A 14,724-nucleotide genomic window follows, 5' to 3' on the forward strand; every position below is an offset into this window, starting at 1 on the left:
CTATGAAAACATTTAAAGGAATTTCCATGAGCTCCCTCAAATCGGTCCTTGCCATCACTGCCCTGGCCCTTCTGCTGTCAGCCTGCGGGGGCGAATCCACGGAACAACTGCCGAATACCTCCCAGAATTCCGGCACGGTTACCTACAACGGGCCTGCCCCCTCGACGGATGATGTGGCCAACTTCAAACGCACCGTGTGGGACAACCTCGTCACCCAGGATAAATGCGGCGCGTGCCACGGCTCCAATGGCCAGGCACCCACGTTCGTCAATGAGCAGGACGTTAACCTGGCTTACGCACAGGCGAATTCTATTGTTAACCTTTCTGATCCATCCCAGTCCACAATGGTGATAAAGGTGGCAGGTGGCCACAATTGCTGGCTCCAGAGCACGTCAGCCTGTGTGGACATTCTCACCACCTATATTTCCAACTGGGCAGGCGGGTCAGAAGGCTCTGCCAAAACCGTGGAACTTCGCGCTCCGGCGCTCAAAGAACCGGGTGCCACGGTTGCCCTGCCAAGCGACACTGGCCTGTTTTCCACCACGGTATACCCCGAACTCAGACAGTATTGCAGCGACTGCCATGCTGATGGTGGGCAAACCCCTTACATTGCCAGCGCCGATGTTACTACTGCCTACGATCAGGCGAAAAGCCGTATTGATCCTATGAATCCGGGCGCATCCCGACTGGTTGAACGTCTGCGCTACGACTTCCACAACTGCTGGGACGACGACTGCGAAGCCTCAGCCGATTTGATGGAACTGAAGATTCTTGAAATGGTCCAGGATCTGAGCGCCCAACCCGTGGACCCGGCAATCGTTGCTAGCAAGGCACTCAACCTGCAGGCAGACGGCCTGCTCGCAAACTCCGGCGGCCGGTTTGAAGACAACGTGATTGCCCTGTACGAATTCAAGTTTGGTGAAGGCCAGACTGCCTTTGATACCAGCGGCGTATCGCCAGCGCTGGATCTGACCCTGAGCGGAAACGTTGACTGGGTTGGCGGCTGGGGCATCGACCTTGGCCCGGCGGGCGAAAACGAGCAGGGCTTCATGATCCCCGCGGGCAAGGCCCAGGGCAGCACCACCGCCAGCCGGAAGCTGCACACTCTGCTGACCGCCTCCGGCGAATACAGCATCGAGGCCTGGGTCGCCCCGGGCAACATCACCCAGGAAGATGCCCGGATCGTGACCTACTCCGGCTCATCCACCACCCGCAACGTCACCCTGAGCCAGTCGCTCCAGCGTTACGAGGTACTGCATCGCAGCACCACCAGTGACGAAAATACGCCTTTCGCAACCCAGGACGCCGACATGCTCCTGCAGGCAACGCTCCAGCACGTAGTGGTTAACTACACCCCGGCGACCGGTCGCCAGATCTTTGTGAATGGCGTTCCAACCGGCGATGTTGATCCGGACGACGGCGGACTGCTGAGCGAATGGGACGACAGTTTTGCCCTGGTCCTGGGCAACGAGACCGATGGCAACTCGCCCTGGCAGGGCGCGATCCGGATGGTCGCCATCCACAATCGGGCGCTGACACCGGAACAGGTCCAGGCCAACTTTGAGGTGGGCGTTGGCCAGAAGTTCTACCTTCTGTTCGGGGTCTCTCACCTGATCGACCTGCCCGAGAGCTTCATCGTGTTCGAAGTCAGCCAGTTCGACAGCTACGCCTACAGATTCACCAGTCCCTTCTTTATCAGCCTTGATGACTCCGTCGAGCCATCAAATATTCCGCTGCGTGGCATGCGACTGGGTATTAACGGCAAGGAGGCAACGGTGGGACAGGCCTGGGCCAATCTGGACGTTACCCTCGACAGTGGCAGCTATGAACCGGGTACCGGGCAACCTCTCTCCTCCCTGGGCACCATCATCGCTCTTGAGAATGGGCCCGGAAACGATGAGTTCTTCCTGACGTTCGACCAACTGGGCGGAAACAACTTTGCCCGCTCCGAACCCTCGCTGCCGCCGCAGCCGGAACCCGCTGACCTGCCACCGTCATCGGAGATCGGCTTGAAGACTTTTGACGAGATAAACGAGTCCATGTCGAGGATGACCGGTGTTCCCACAACCAATCAGGCTGTATTCAACACATACACCACCGTGAAGCAGCAATTGCCTACGGTAGAGACTATTCAGGGTTTCCTGTCCTCTCATCAGATGGCCGTTACCCAGATGGCCATCCAGTACTGCGATGCCCTGGTCTCAAATGCGCAGCTTCGGGACCAGATGTTCCCAGGGTTCGATTTCTCCGCCCCGGCCAGCACCGCCTTCGACCACGGTGGCAAGAGCCTGGTTACCGGGCCATTGCTGTCGCGCTTTGTGGGCAGCAACCTGGCATCACAGCCTGGTGACAGCGCAATCGAAACGGAGCTCAGCGAGCTCATGGATAGACTGACCAGCTGTGATACAGGGTGTGAGCCTGACCGCACAGAAACAGTCGTGAAAGCAAGCTGTGCCGCCGTGCTTGGCAGCGCCACCACCCTGGTTCAGTAGAGGAAGCCGATCATGTTTATACGCAAATCCCGTAAAAAGCCTTTGGCCAACGGCAGCCCACTGCTCCACGACGATCACGGCAAGCCACGGACCCGCCGCGAATTTATCGCACAGGGCCTGATGGCAGGCTCAGCGACGGTGTTCGGTGCTTCCCTGTTCAGCCTGTTCGGTAATCCGAGAACAGCATCCGCGGCGCTCTCTTCAGACCTGGAAACGCTGAAAGCAAGCTGTGGCATCGCGGTTCAGGGCGCCGGCAAGATTCCGTTTATCTGCTTTGACCTGGCAGGAGGCGCCAACATTGCCGGCTCTAACGTGCTGATGGGCAAATCCGGTGGGCAAATGGATTTCCTGAGCACCGCGGGCTACAACAAACTCGGGTTACCAGGTGACATGCTGCCGAACGACCCGGCGTTCGTGAACACTGAGCTGGGCCTGGCGTTCCATTCGGACAGTGGTTTCCTGCGCGGCATTCTCCAGAGCACGAGTGCCGGCACCCGAGCAGGAATCGACGGCGCCATTATTGCGGCCCGCTCGGAAAACGACACCGGAAACAACCCCCACAACCCGATGTACGGCATCCATCACGCGGGTGCCGACGGCTCCCTGCTCTCCCTCATAGGGTCCCAGAGTTCGGAATCCGGCGGTAACTCGCTGGCACCGATGAACCTGATCAATCCGGAGGTTCGCCCCACCAAGATTGACCGGCCATCAGACGTTACCGGCCTGGTAGATGTGGGCGACCTGATTGGCATTCTGGATCAATCAGACGCGGTCGCCGTGATGGAATCCATTCAGCGCATCAGCGACGCCAAAATGAATCAGGTCAACACCGGCATCTCTACAGACGACGTCGTCAAGGATCTGGTTCGTTGCGGCTACATCAAGAGTGCAGACCTGGCAGACCGCTTCGGCAATCCGGCAGAACTGGATCCAGAGCTGGACCTCGAAATCGTGGGCCCTACCGGCATCTTCACCCGCGATGAGTTCAATAATAACCGTGAGTTCCGCAAAACTGCGTCTGTCATGAAGCTGGTGCTGAACGGCTACGCTGGCGCCGGCACGATCACCATGGGCGGCTACGACTACCATACGGGTGAGCGCGGAACCGGCGAACGTCGTGATGAACAGGCCGGTCGGTGTATGGGCGCCTGCCTGGAATACGCAGCCCGGGCAGGAATGCCATTGATGCTCTATGTGTTCAGTGACGGCTCGGTGTCGAGCAACGGCCGAATCGACGATTCCATGGACGGTCGTGGCAAGGGCGAATGGACCGGCGACAACCAGCAGACGGCCGCCTCGTTCTTCCTGGTTTACAACCCGGCGGGCCGCCCCACTCCGATTCGCAGGCAGATCGGCTTCATGCGCTCTGATGCGTCGGTGGAAACTGCCTCCAGTCCTGCGGCCAACAACGTCAACCAGTTGGTTCAGACCGTGCTGCTCAACTACATGGCATTGCACGGGGAACAGGGTGACTTCGGCACCCGTTTCAACGGCCACGGGCTGGGCAATGGGACATCTCAGGACAGCTTGATTGCGTTCTCGAATGTCGTGAACGGCACTATCGGAAATTGACGGAAACTGCTCGTTCCGCCCCTAGTCTGATTGGGGCGGAACGAGGCCTTCCGAAACGTGCATCATGCGCTGATCATCGATAACCACAACATCGATACCCTTCAAACGCTCTATCATCTCCAGTCCCTTTTTGGGCCCGAGCACGAAAACCGCCGTGGACAGGCCGTCGGTTGTTAACGCATCCTCGCCGATAATGGTCACGCTTTGGACACCCTGGACCGATTTGCCGGTCTCAGGCGACAGGATGTGATGAACCCTTTCTCCCGCCTCATCCACGAAGAACCGCTCGTAGTCGCCGGAGGTGGACACGGCCACATCCTCGAGCGGCAAAACCACCGCGTTGCGCCCTTCTGAACGGGGGTCCCGAATGCCCACGTACCAGGGCCGGCCCCGCTTGTCCCCTAACAGTCGCATGTCGCCGCCAGCACTCAGCCGGGCATGGCGAATGCCAAAACTGACCAGACGCTCGATTCCCAGATCCACTGCATACCCTTTGGCGATACCACCGAGGTCTACCAGAATCCCTGCCTGCCGGTATTCGACCGTCTGATCATCCTCATCAAGAATCACATCCCGAAAATTCACCCGCGGCAAGCCGGATCGAAGCTCCTCGTCCGTGGGCTTTTTGCCGGCCCTGAAGTCATACAGGTAACCCACTGAGCCAAAGGTGATGTCGAAGGCGCCCTGGCTGAGTAGAGAAACCTCCCGTGCTTTTTCAATCACCTCGAACAACCCGTCACTGACTTCTACTGGCCCGTCGGGTGCATTGCGGTTGAGCCTGGAGACCTCCGACTCTTCCCGATAGCGACTCATCTGTTCATCAACCTGATGAAAAACCGCCAGCACCTCTTTGCCAACCCGGTTCGCCAGCTCTTTATCCTCCGCCCAGAACTCCAGTTCGATAGGCGTGGTCATTGCGGTATCCGAAAACCGATACCACTCGGCGCTGGCCGACATCGGGACGATGACAAGCCCCATTGCCGCCACAAGAGACGAGAGAGTCGATCCAAGCCCGAATTTCCTGCGCTTTATAGTTACCAAGACCCACAAAACTCCATTGGCTGCCGCGAAGCCCACACCGGGCAATTCCGGAAAGTATATCCATTTCTTCGGCTGCAGCCGAACCGATTCATGGGAACAACATAGGCCAGACAAGATGCAGATCACTAACCTACAATTTGTTACCCAAAATTCCACTTTTGTCCCATTGTTGGCCTCATAATCAGCAGAGACACTAGCGTTGCTTAACAAATAATCAAAACAATGATTGGCAGCCCTTTTCCCCATTGGCGCTGCAATTCCGGAGGCCAACCTGAATGAACGTCAGAAAAGTACTCTTTTCTGCTTGTCTGCTGTTGCTGGCGAGCACCACTGTGTATGCCGAAACCCTTAAAATCGGCCTGAATTATCCCCAAACCGGTCGTTACAAGGATCAGGGTCTGCAACAACGTCTGGGCGCCTTTCTGGCGGTTGATGAAATCAATAAAGCCGGTGGCGTGATGGGGCGTCAGCTGGAGCTGGTGATCAGAAATACCCGCGGTGACCCTGCCCAGGGCGCAAAGAACACCGCAGAACTCATCGACCGTGAAGGCGTCCAGATGGTGTTCGGCGGTGTGTCCAGCGCCGTTGCCATTGCCTCAGGCAAGGCTGCTCGCGATCGCAACCGGATCTACTTCGGCACGCTGACCTACTCGAACGCCACCACCGGCGCCGAAGGGCATTCATACATGTTCCGTGAGCCCTACAACGCCTGGATGACTGCAAAGGCGCTCAGTCAGTATCTGACCACCAATCATGCGGAAGACGATTACTTCTACATTACCGCCGACTACACCTGGGGCTGGTCTGTGGAGGAGTCTGTTCGCAAGTTCTCGGGAACCGAAGACACTGACCGCCACCAGGGCGTGAAAACGCCTTTCCCCCGGGCACTGATTACCGATTTCAGGGAGGCGCTGGAGCAGGCAGAGGCCAGTAACGCCAAGGTTCTGATGATGGTCCTGTTCGGCGACGACATGGTGAGAGCACTGAACGTTGCCTACGAAATGGGCCTTACCAAGAAAATGCAGATTGTTGTGCCCAACCTGACCCTGGGCATGGCTCGGCAGGTAGGTCCCACCATTATGGAGGGCGTTATCGGTGGCTCCCCCTGGGTATGGAACGTACCCTACGAGCTGAACTATCCGAGAGGAAAAGAGTTTGTTGAGGCCTTCTCAGCTCGGTATGAAATGCGGCCTTCTACCGCTGCGGCCTCAGCTTACAGCATCGTCTATCAATACAAGGATGCAGTGGAACGTACCGGAACCACCAATACCGCCAGCCTCATCAGGGCCCTGGAGGGACATCGATACACGTTCCTGAAGGATGAGCAGTACTGGCGCGAATTCGATCACCAGAATGTCCAGACGGTGTATGTGGTGAAAGTAAAACCACGCAACACCATCATTGCTGACGAATACAGTTCCGATTATTTCAGCATCATTGATTCCATGCCCGGTGATCAGGCCGCACAAACCCGGGAAGAATGGGAAGAGCGGCGCCGGGAGGCTGGCAAGCCCCTCCAGCTCTAGATCCAAGACAGAGGGTCCGGCGATCAGAACAGATAGTCGGTTGTCAGTATTTTCGAGCTTCGTCCCCGCACAATGCCGGTCACCAGGTCCCGATTGCTCTCACTGGACTTGGTGGCCACGGTTGTGCGAATCGAGAACACCCGAAGGGCATCCGATACCGAAAGTGTGCCTTCCGCAGAGTCTTTGCGTCCGTTAAATGGCAGGGTATCGGGCCCCCTCTGGCACTGGGCATTGAGGTTGATCCGACCCACCTGATTTGCAAGCAGATCAATCAGCCTGCCCACCGTGTCGGAATCCGAACCGAAGATACTTAGCTGCTGCCCGAAGCTGGAATCCCGAACGTGCTCAATCACTTCCTGCTCATCCGAGAAAGCAGCAACAGGAATGACCGGCCCGAACTGTTCTTCATGATAGATGCGCATCTCGGCAGTGACCGGGTAAAGCACGGCAGGGTGAAAATACGTGCCGTTGACCTCGCCACCACACTCATTGACCACGGATGCGCCCTTGGCGATTGCGTCGTCTACCAGTTCCCTGAGAAACCCGATCTTGCCCGGCTCGGGCAATGGCGTCAGCGATACGTCCTGCTCCCATGGCATGCCCGCAACCAGTTCATTGACCGCATCCGATAGCTTGCTGACAAACTGGTCCGCAAGGGAATCATGGACAAACAGCAGTTTCAGGGCGGTGCAGCGCTGACCATTGAAAGACAGCGCTCCGCTGATACATTCACTCACGGCAAGCTCAAAGTCCGCATCCGGCAGCACGATGGCCGGATTGTTAGCGTCCAGGCCCAGCACTGCCTTTAAGCGATGCGGTTTCGGATGCATCTGTTTGAGCGCTGACGCACCCCGGTGGGTTCCTATAAAGGCGAACATGTCGACCTTGCCGCTTTCCATCAATGGCCCAACCGTATCCCTGCCCCGTCCGAAAATAATGTTGATGACTCCTGGCGGAAACGACTTCCGGAATGCATCCATCAGCGGGCCAATCAACAGCACACCGTATTTGGCGGGTTTGAAAACCACCGTGTTGCCCATGATCAACGCCGGAATCAGCGTCGTGAAAGTCTCATTGAGCGGGTAATTGAACGGCCCCATGCAGAGGGCTACCCCTACCGGTAGGCGACGAGTCTGAGCCACCACGCCACCGACGATTTCAAATCTCGAGGACCGGCGGTCAAGCACCTTAAGCTCATGAATCGTATCGTTTATATAGTCGCAGGTCCGGTCAAATTCCTTGCAGGCATCTTTCCGGGTCTTGCCGATTTCCCACATCAGAAGCTTTACCACGGCCTCCCGATGGTTACGCATCTCCGCGAGGAACTGCTCGACATGTTCGATTCTGTTGGCGACAGACATGCTGGGCCAGTCGCCACTTCCCTGACCGTAGGCCTGAACCGCCGCGTCCAGTGCTTCCAGAGCAGCCGCCTCATCCATCAGAGGCGTCCGCCCGATCAGCAGAGGTTGAGGAACTCCGTCGCCTTGCGCTGCTGAGCAAATCGGGCTGCGAACCTCTGCATAAGAACCGTCCCAGGGACGCAGTTCGCCGCCAACCAGGGTATGATTTAAGTTCACGCCTCCCTCACGGAACTCCTCCGGCACATCGGTTTCTTTCGGGAAAAACGTGGTTTGCATCCAGCGTGTTGGATCCATTTACATCTCCATCAGTGGGTTTCGCATTCGCCGGCCAGAATTCCGGAAGCCTCAGCCAGGGCTCCGGCGATCGTTCCGAATTCATCCGCGTGCAGTGAGGCACCGCCAATCAAGCCGCCATCAACGTCGGCAAGGCTGAACAGTTCATAGGCATTGGCAACTTTAACGCTGCCCCCGTATATCACCCGCAGCTCCTCGCTGATGTCGTCGGCTGACTCGGGCGCGCTTTTGGCGAGGAACTGACGGATCTGTTGATGCACCTCCGAAACCTGCTCCGGCGTTGCTGTTTTGCCCGTTCCGATAGCCCAAACCGGTTCATAGGCAACGATTCCATTAGCCATGGCCGCCAGGCCGACCTCGTCAATCACTGCCTGTAGCTGCTGTTCGATAATCAGACCGGTACGGCCCGACTCCCTGTCTTCCAGAGTCTCACCGACGCATAGCACCGGTGTAAGGCCGGACTGCAAAACCGAGCGGTATCGGGCTGCCACCTCCTGGTTGCCCTCGCCGAACAGTAGTCGGCGCTCGGAGTGACCCACGAGCGCATACCGGCAGCCCATTTCCTGAAGCATGGTGGCGCTGACCTCGCCGGTGTAGGCACCAGAGACAAACCCGGATGCATTCTGGGCGCCCAGCATGATGCCGGTATAGCCAAGCAGATCACGCACCTGGAACAGGTACGGATGCGGCGGGCATACCACCAGATCAACAGACTTACGGAACATCCGAAGTCGGGGTAAGACGCGCACCATCAGGGCCTGGTTTGCCTGGAGGCTGCCATTCATTTTCCAGTTTCCAATCAGAATCGGTTTTCTCATGGTGTTTCTCCCGCAAAGAAAGTCATGTATCGAGGGCACAACGTATAGCGCCGACACCCGGATAAAACGCGTGAGCGCCAAGATCCTGTTCAATGCGCAGCAGGCGGTTGTACTTGGCAACCCGGTCTGATCGGCAGAGAGAGCCGGTTTTTATCTGGCCTGATCGCGTTGCAACGGCCAGATCCGATATGAAGGTATCTTCGGTCTCGCCGCTACGGTGGGAAATCACCGTGGTGTAGCCGGAATCCTGAGCCATTCCGATAGCATCAAGGGTCTCGGTCAGGGTTCCGATCTGGTTAAATTTAATCAGCACTGAATTGGCAATGCCCTTCCTGATGCCTTCGGTAATGATTGAGGTATTCGTGACGAAAAGGTCGTCCCCTACCAGTTGGACGCGTTCGCCAAGTTTTTCGGTCAGAAGCTTCCAGCCGTCCCAATCGCTTTCATCCATACCATCCTCAATCGAGGCGATCGGGTACTTCATGGCCAGATCGAGCAGGTAATCCGAGAACTCTTCGGAAGTGAACTGCTTTCCAGCGCTCTTAAGGTTGTAATGGCCATCTTCATAGAATTCCGACGCGGCGCAATCGAGGGCAAGGACCACATCGGATCCGGGCCGATAGCCCGCCTTTTCGATGGCCGCCAGAATCAGATCGAGGGCTTCCTCGCTGGAACGCAAATTCGGCGCGAAGCCACCCTCATCGCCAACCGCGGTGGAAAGGCCGTTTTTGCGGAGCAACGCCTTCAGGGCATGGAAGGTTTCCACTCCCATGCGTAGCGCCTCACTGTAACTGGGCGCCCCGACGGGCTGGATCATGAACTCTTGGATATCAACGTTGTTGTCTGCATGGGCGCCGCCGTTGATGATGTTCATCATGGGCACCGGCAGGATGCTGGGGCCGTTGCAGCCGTATAGCTCGGCAAGATACCGGTACAGAGGCTGTTGCCGATAATTGGCCCCGGCGTTGGCCGTGGCCAGGGACACGGCAAGAATCGCATTGGCGCCAAACTCTGCCTTGTTGGGCGTGCCATCCATTTCGCACATGAGCCGGTCCATCACCAGTTGGTCAAACACCACACGGCCCTCCAGTGCTGGTGCTATGCATTCGTTAACGCACCGGACGGCTTGCAGAACGCCCTTGCCGTTATAGCGCCTGTCATCACAGTCTCGCTTTTCAAGCGCTTCCCGGGTTCCTGTCGAGGCACCGGATGGCACCCGGCCCTGCCCGACCACGCCGTTTCGGAGTTCCACGTCCACTTCCACTGTAGGCAATCCTCGGGAATCCAGAATCTCTCGAGCCGTCACTGTTTTTATATGTTCCATGGTGTCGTTCCTGTCACATCATTGTTGTTTGTGAATTTTATTTTCGGATAACGAACATTCTAAACATCTTAATATTCGTAAACGAACATCTTCAAGCGAAAATGAACGTTGGATCAGACAAATTTGTTATATGAAAACAAAAGTTGGTCAGTTGCCGATTTGTTTATTGGATCCGAAAGCGAGCCATCAGTGACTCAATGTTTGTCACCGAATCCTCCAACCGGTCACAGGTTGTGACCAAATCATCAATGCTTTCAAGCCCTTCAGCCGCAGAACCGCTGATATCACTGACCTGTCGGGCCACCGACTGACTGACGTTTTCCTGCTCGTCCATGCCGTGGCGGATGTGCTCAGCACCCTGATGAATCCGCTCCATCGCCGAGCCAATTCTGCCTGCGCCCTCGGAAACGCTGGCCATCAGCTCACGCACAGATCGCAGCTGTTCGAAGCTGGAGTTCATAGAGCTGACCGATTCCGACGCTTCTGCCTGAAGCCCTTCTACGAGGCTCCGGATACTATCGGTGCTCTCAGTAGTCTTTTGGGCCAGACCCCGCACTTCATCGGCGACCACTGCAAAACCGCGACCGGCATCACCGGCGCGTGCCGACTCGATGGCGGCGTTGAGGGCCAACAGGTTGGTCTGATTGGCGATGTCATCAATTGCCTCGGTAATCCTGCCAATATCGAAGGACGCCTGCTCAAGCTGACGCAGCTTCCCTGCGGTCTGCTCCGCCTGGACCTCCAGATCTGCAACACAGTCCATGCCGCGTTTAGCGGCAGAGAGATTGTCGTCCACCTGGATATTGACCTTGCCAACCAGATCATGGGTATCCCGAACCGATCTTGCCACCTCCCTTGCAGAAGCCTCCATTTCAGTCATGGCAGCCGCAATGGAACCAAGTTCGTCAGACTGAGTCCTTGTCCGTTCGTTGAATTCGCGGGCGAACCTCGCGTTGCCCGACGCAATCACCGAGATGTCTGACCCCGCCTGTTGCAAACTACCCAAAACCGTGGCCATGGCCTCCGACAGCCGGTTAACAGAACTCTTGAGATCAATAAATTCGCCGCAGGCAGGAAACTCGAGAACCTGTGAGTAGTCACCCTCGGCCATTGCAGCAAGATGAGCCTGGGTCACCTGCAGTGGCCTGCTGATCATTCGCCCCAGCCTGAACGAGGTTGCGAGCGTCAGAAGAACCACCACGGGCAACAACCAGTAGACCAATTTTTCCGAAGTCAGAGCGGTTGCATCCAGTGTGAACACCGAGGCGCTGGCACGATCAGAGACCGTCTTCGCAGCCTCATCCAGGGCTGACGCCAATGCTGCCAGATTCTCCTCGACCTCTCTGGCAACATTATCCAGCTCTAGCCGCCTCTGGCGATAACCCGAGTACTGGCTGATTATCCCGGCCTGGTCATTTACCGCAGACAGAAACGTCGTCACAAGTGCCGGCAAACCATCCAGACGTGGTACCTCCTCAACCAGGGCCGATATGTCCTGCTCGATGGTCTGGGTATTGAATCGGAGATTCTCGACTATGGCATCGAGCTGACGCGCATCCTCGGTGCTGACCATCTGCATGACCAACAACTCGATGTTCGCCAGATTCTCCATGACGGTAGTAAACAGATCACGGATGTAAATATCCCGGCCTGCCGGTTCGGTACCCTCCCGAACCAGGGTTCGTTTGATTTCCCCGTTATTGGCGAGAAATTCAGTCAGGCCAGTATTCACCGCATCCGAAACCGACAACACCCGTGCCTTGAGAGAGGCCAGCGCGTCAGTGCTGCGATCAAGTTTCGACAGCTGTGACTGAGCTGTCCTGTTGACAGCCTGCAGTGGAGGAAACATGGCAGAACTGTTCGTGGTTAACAGCGTGTCACCACTGCCGCGCAGTCGCTCAATGCTGTTGGAAAGCTTTTCCAGCCTGGCATCCAGTGCCTCCGGATCGTCGGCCGAGACTACCTCCACCACATACTTGGCGGTTTCAGAACGATGGGCTTCCATTTCCTGAATCAAACCGCTGAGCGGAAAAACATCCGATGTTAGTTTGTCCGTAGTTCCTGAAAAGGACGACATGACGCTGATATTGAACGCTCCCCAGCACACAATAATCACGCAAAGCAGGCCAAAGCCAGCGTACAAACGATGAATTACGGAGATTTTGTTCATTGGAAACACCCTTCCCGCTATCGACATGCAGAGGCGGGCCAAACGGTAGAAAAAGGGCCGGCAGGGTTAACCCCGGGAGGGGCTACCTTGAAATGCTTGATAAGGGGGGGACTATAAGCAACCGGCCAAAACCCACCGTGACAACGGTGCTCTGCCTGCCGCAACCAAAGGGTCCTGTTGCGACAGGCATTGCTCTTCAGGAATCAGCTCGCCTTAGCGCGCCTCTTCCCAGGTTTTCAGCAGCTCATCATAAGCAACGGTTTTGCCTTGCGGCTTCTCGTTTGCAAGCTTGGGCTTGGGTGCGCCTGGCTGGTCCAGCCAGTATTGCGGATCGCGCGGCTCATTCAGCTTCGGACCACAGGTCGGCTGGACATTGGCGCGCTCGAGGCGCTCCATGACACGATCTTGAGCCTGCGCAAGACCATCAAGGGCTTCTTGCGGAGTAGCTTCGCCACTGGCTGCCTGAGCGATGTACTGCCACCACAGCTGGGCCAGCTTCGGATAGTCCGGTACGTTGGTACCAGTGGGAGACCACTGAACGCGCGCAGGGCTGCGATAGAACTCAACAAGACCACCGAGCTTGGGAGCCATTTCAGTCATCGCCTCAGACTCGATATCGGATTCCCGGATCGGAGTCAGACCGGCAATGGTTTTTTCTAGAGAAACGGTCTTGGATACGGTGAACTGAGCATACAGCCACGCTGCAAGACGACGCTTCTCGGGCGTTGAGTCCAGGAAGGTCCAGGAGCCGACGTCCTGGTAGCCCAGCTTCATGCCTTCTTCCCAGTATGGCCCGCGTGGCGACGGCGCCATGCGCCATTTGGGTGTGCCATCTTCGTTCACCACCGGCAGGCCATCCTTGATCATGCTCGCGGTAAAGGCTGTGTACCAGAAGATTTGCTGGGCAACATTACCCTGAGCAGGTACCGGGCCGGCCTCGGAAAAGGTCATGCCTTGGGCTTCGGGTGGCGCATACTCACGCAGCCAGTCCACGTATTTCTCGGTGGCATAAACGGCAGCGGGACCATTGGTTGCACCGCCACGGCTGACGCTGGACCCTACCGGGTGACACTCTTCAACCCGAATACCCCACTCGTCGACCGGCAGACCGTTGGGCAGGCCCTTGTCGCCAGCACCCGCCATGGAGAACCAGGCATCGGTGAAACGCCAGCCCAGAGATGGATCCTTCTTGCCATAGTCCATGTGGCCGTAAACGCGCTCGCCATCAATTTCCTTCACGTGCACCGAGAAGAATTCGGCAATATCCTCGTAGGCTGACCAGTTGACAGGTACACCCAGGTCGTAACCGTAGATGTCCTTGAACTGCTTTTGCAGATCTTCACGTTCAAACCAGTCGGCACGGAACCAGTAAAGGTTTGCAAACTGCTGGGAGGGGAGTTGGTAAAGCTTGCCGTCAGGCCCGGTGGTAAAGTCGAGCCCGATGAAATCATCGAGATCCAGGGTGGGCAAAGTGAGGTCCTTACCAGCACCATTCATGATGTCTTCAACAGCCACCACTTTTCCATAGCGGAAGTGGGTGCCGATCAGGTCGGAATCGTTCACGTAGCCATCGTAGATGTTCCGTCCAGACTGCATCTGAGTCTGGAGTTTCTCGATAACATCGCCTTCCTGAATCAGCGTGTGGGTAAGGTTGATCCCGGTGATTTCGGAAAACGCCTTGGCCAGAACATTGGACTCATACTCATGAGTCGCTATGGTTTCGGAAACCACGTTGATGTCCATGCCACGAAACTGCTCAGCGGCTTTGGTAAACCACTCCATTTCCTTGAGTTGCTCTTCCTTGCTCAGAGTGGAGTTCTTGAACGCTTCATTAACCCACTTCTCAGCTGCTTCACTATATTGATCGGCACTGACATGCAGGCTCAAACCCAAGCTGGCAACACCAACGGCGGCGCTGAGCAACAGGGTCCTCGGATATTTATTGTTGTTGAACATATCCAACCTCGTTCGTCTTGTTATGAATGGAACGAAACAGCCGGGTTTCGTTTCCGCATTTATAGCGCTCTGGTCGCTATTCTTTTCACCGGAATCTCCCGTGATCGATTCCGATCATTAAAATAAAAATAGTTCGTTTACGAAATCATTACAAGTGTTTTTGCAGATTT

Annotated in this window: 9 protein-coding genes; 3 read left to right on the top strand and 6 right to left on the bottom strand. The window is 56.5% G+C overall.

Annotation, left to right across the window (positions count from 1 at the left end):
- Positions 1 to 26: 26 nt before the first annotated feature.
- Complete coding sequence (locus tag EDB94_RS02615) at positions 27 to 2,492, top strand: LamG domain-containing protein (protein WP_181258999.1); 2,466 nt, start codon at positions 27 to 29, stop codon at positions 2,490 to 2,492.
- A gap of 12 nt (positions 2,493 to 2,504) precedes the next feature.
- Positions 2,505 to 4,064: a general secretion pathway protein GspF gene (locus EDB94_RS02620; RefSeq protein WP_108017387.1), complete on the top strand. Its 1,560-nt coding sequence runs from the start codon at positions 2,505 to 2,507 to the stop codon at positions 4,062 to 4,064.
- Positions 4,065 to 4,085: 21 nt separating this feature from the next.
- On the opposite strand, the gene EDB94_RS02625 is transcribed toward EDB94_RS02620, so the two are convergent.
- A complete protein-coding gene (locus EDB94_RS02625) occupies positions 4,086 to 5,105 on the bottom strand; it encodes an FAD:protein FMN transferase (RefSeq protein ID WP_404935306.1) in 1,020 nt (339 codons plus the stop codon).
- 275 nt (positions 5,106 to 5,380) lie between these two features.
- Between EDB94_RS02625 and EDB94_RS02630 the strand changes: the two genes are divergently transcribed.
- Complete coding sequence (locus EDB94_RS02630) at positions 5,381 to 6,631, top strand: substrate-binding protein (protein WP_053112319.1); 1,251 nt, start codon at positions 5,381 to 5,383, stop codon at positions 6,629 to 6,631.
- Positions 6,632 to 6,654: 23 nt separating this feature from the next.
- Here the strand turns inward: EDB94_RS02630 and EDB94_RS02635 are convergent, their stop codons facing one another.
- The 5 genes from EDB94_RS02635 to EDB94_RS02655 form a co-directional block, all read right to left on the bottom strand.
- On the bottom strand, positions 6,655 to 8,286 hold the full coding sequence (locus tag EDB94_RS02635; RefSeq protein WP_014577493.1) for an NADP-dependent glyceraldehyde-3-phosphate dehydrogenase: 1,632 nt from the start codon (positions 8,284 to 8,286) through the stop codon (positions 6,655 to 6,657).
- Positions 8,287 to 8,297: 11 nt separating this feature from the next.
- The gene (gene tpiA, locus EDB94_RS02640) at positions 8,298 to 9,104 is read right to left on the bottom strand and encodes a triose-phosphate isomerase (RefSeq protein WP_014577494.1); all 807 of its coding nucleotides are present in this window, start codon (positions 9,102 to 9,104) and stop codon (positions 8,298 to 8,300) included.
- A gap of 22 nt (positions 9,105 to 9,126) precedes the next feature.
- Complete coding sequence (gene eno, locus EDB94_RS02645) at positions 9,127 to 10,428, bottom strand: phosphopyruvate hydratase (RefSeq protein ID WP_041645293.1); 1,302 nt, start codon at positions 10,426 to 10,428, stop codon at positions 9,127 to 9,129.
- Between the two features lie 163 nt (positions 10,429 to 10,591).
- Entirely contained in the window at positions 10,592 to 12,598 is a 2,007-nt protein-coding gene (locus EDB94_RS02650; protein WP_108017388.1) for a methyl-accepting chemotaxis protein, read from the bottom strand.
- Positions 12,599 to 12,811: 213 nt separating this feature from the next.
- Positions 12,812 to 14,554: an ABC transporter substrate-binding protein gene (locus tag EDB94_RS02655; RefSeq protein WP_014577497.1), complete on the bottom strand. Its 1,743-nt coding sequence runs from the start codon at positions 14,552 to 14,554 to the stop codon at positions 12,812 to 12,814.
- Positions 14,555 to 14,724: the final 170 nt, after the last annotated feature.

This window comes from Marinobacter sp. 3-2 (assembly GCF_003751355.1).
In the GTDB taxonomy this organism is placed as follows: Bacteria; Pseudomonadota; Gammaproteobacteria; order Pseudomonadales; family Oleiphilaceae; genus Marinobacter; species Marinobacter adhaerens.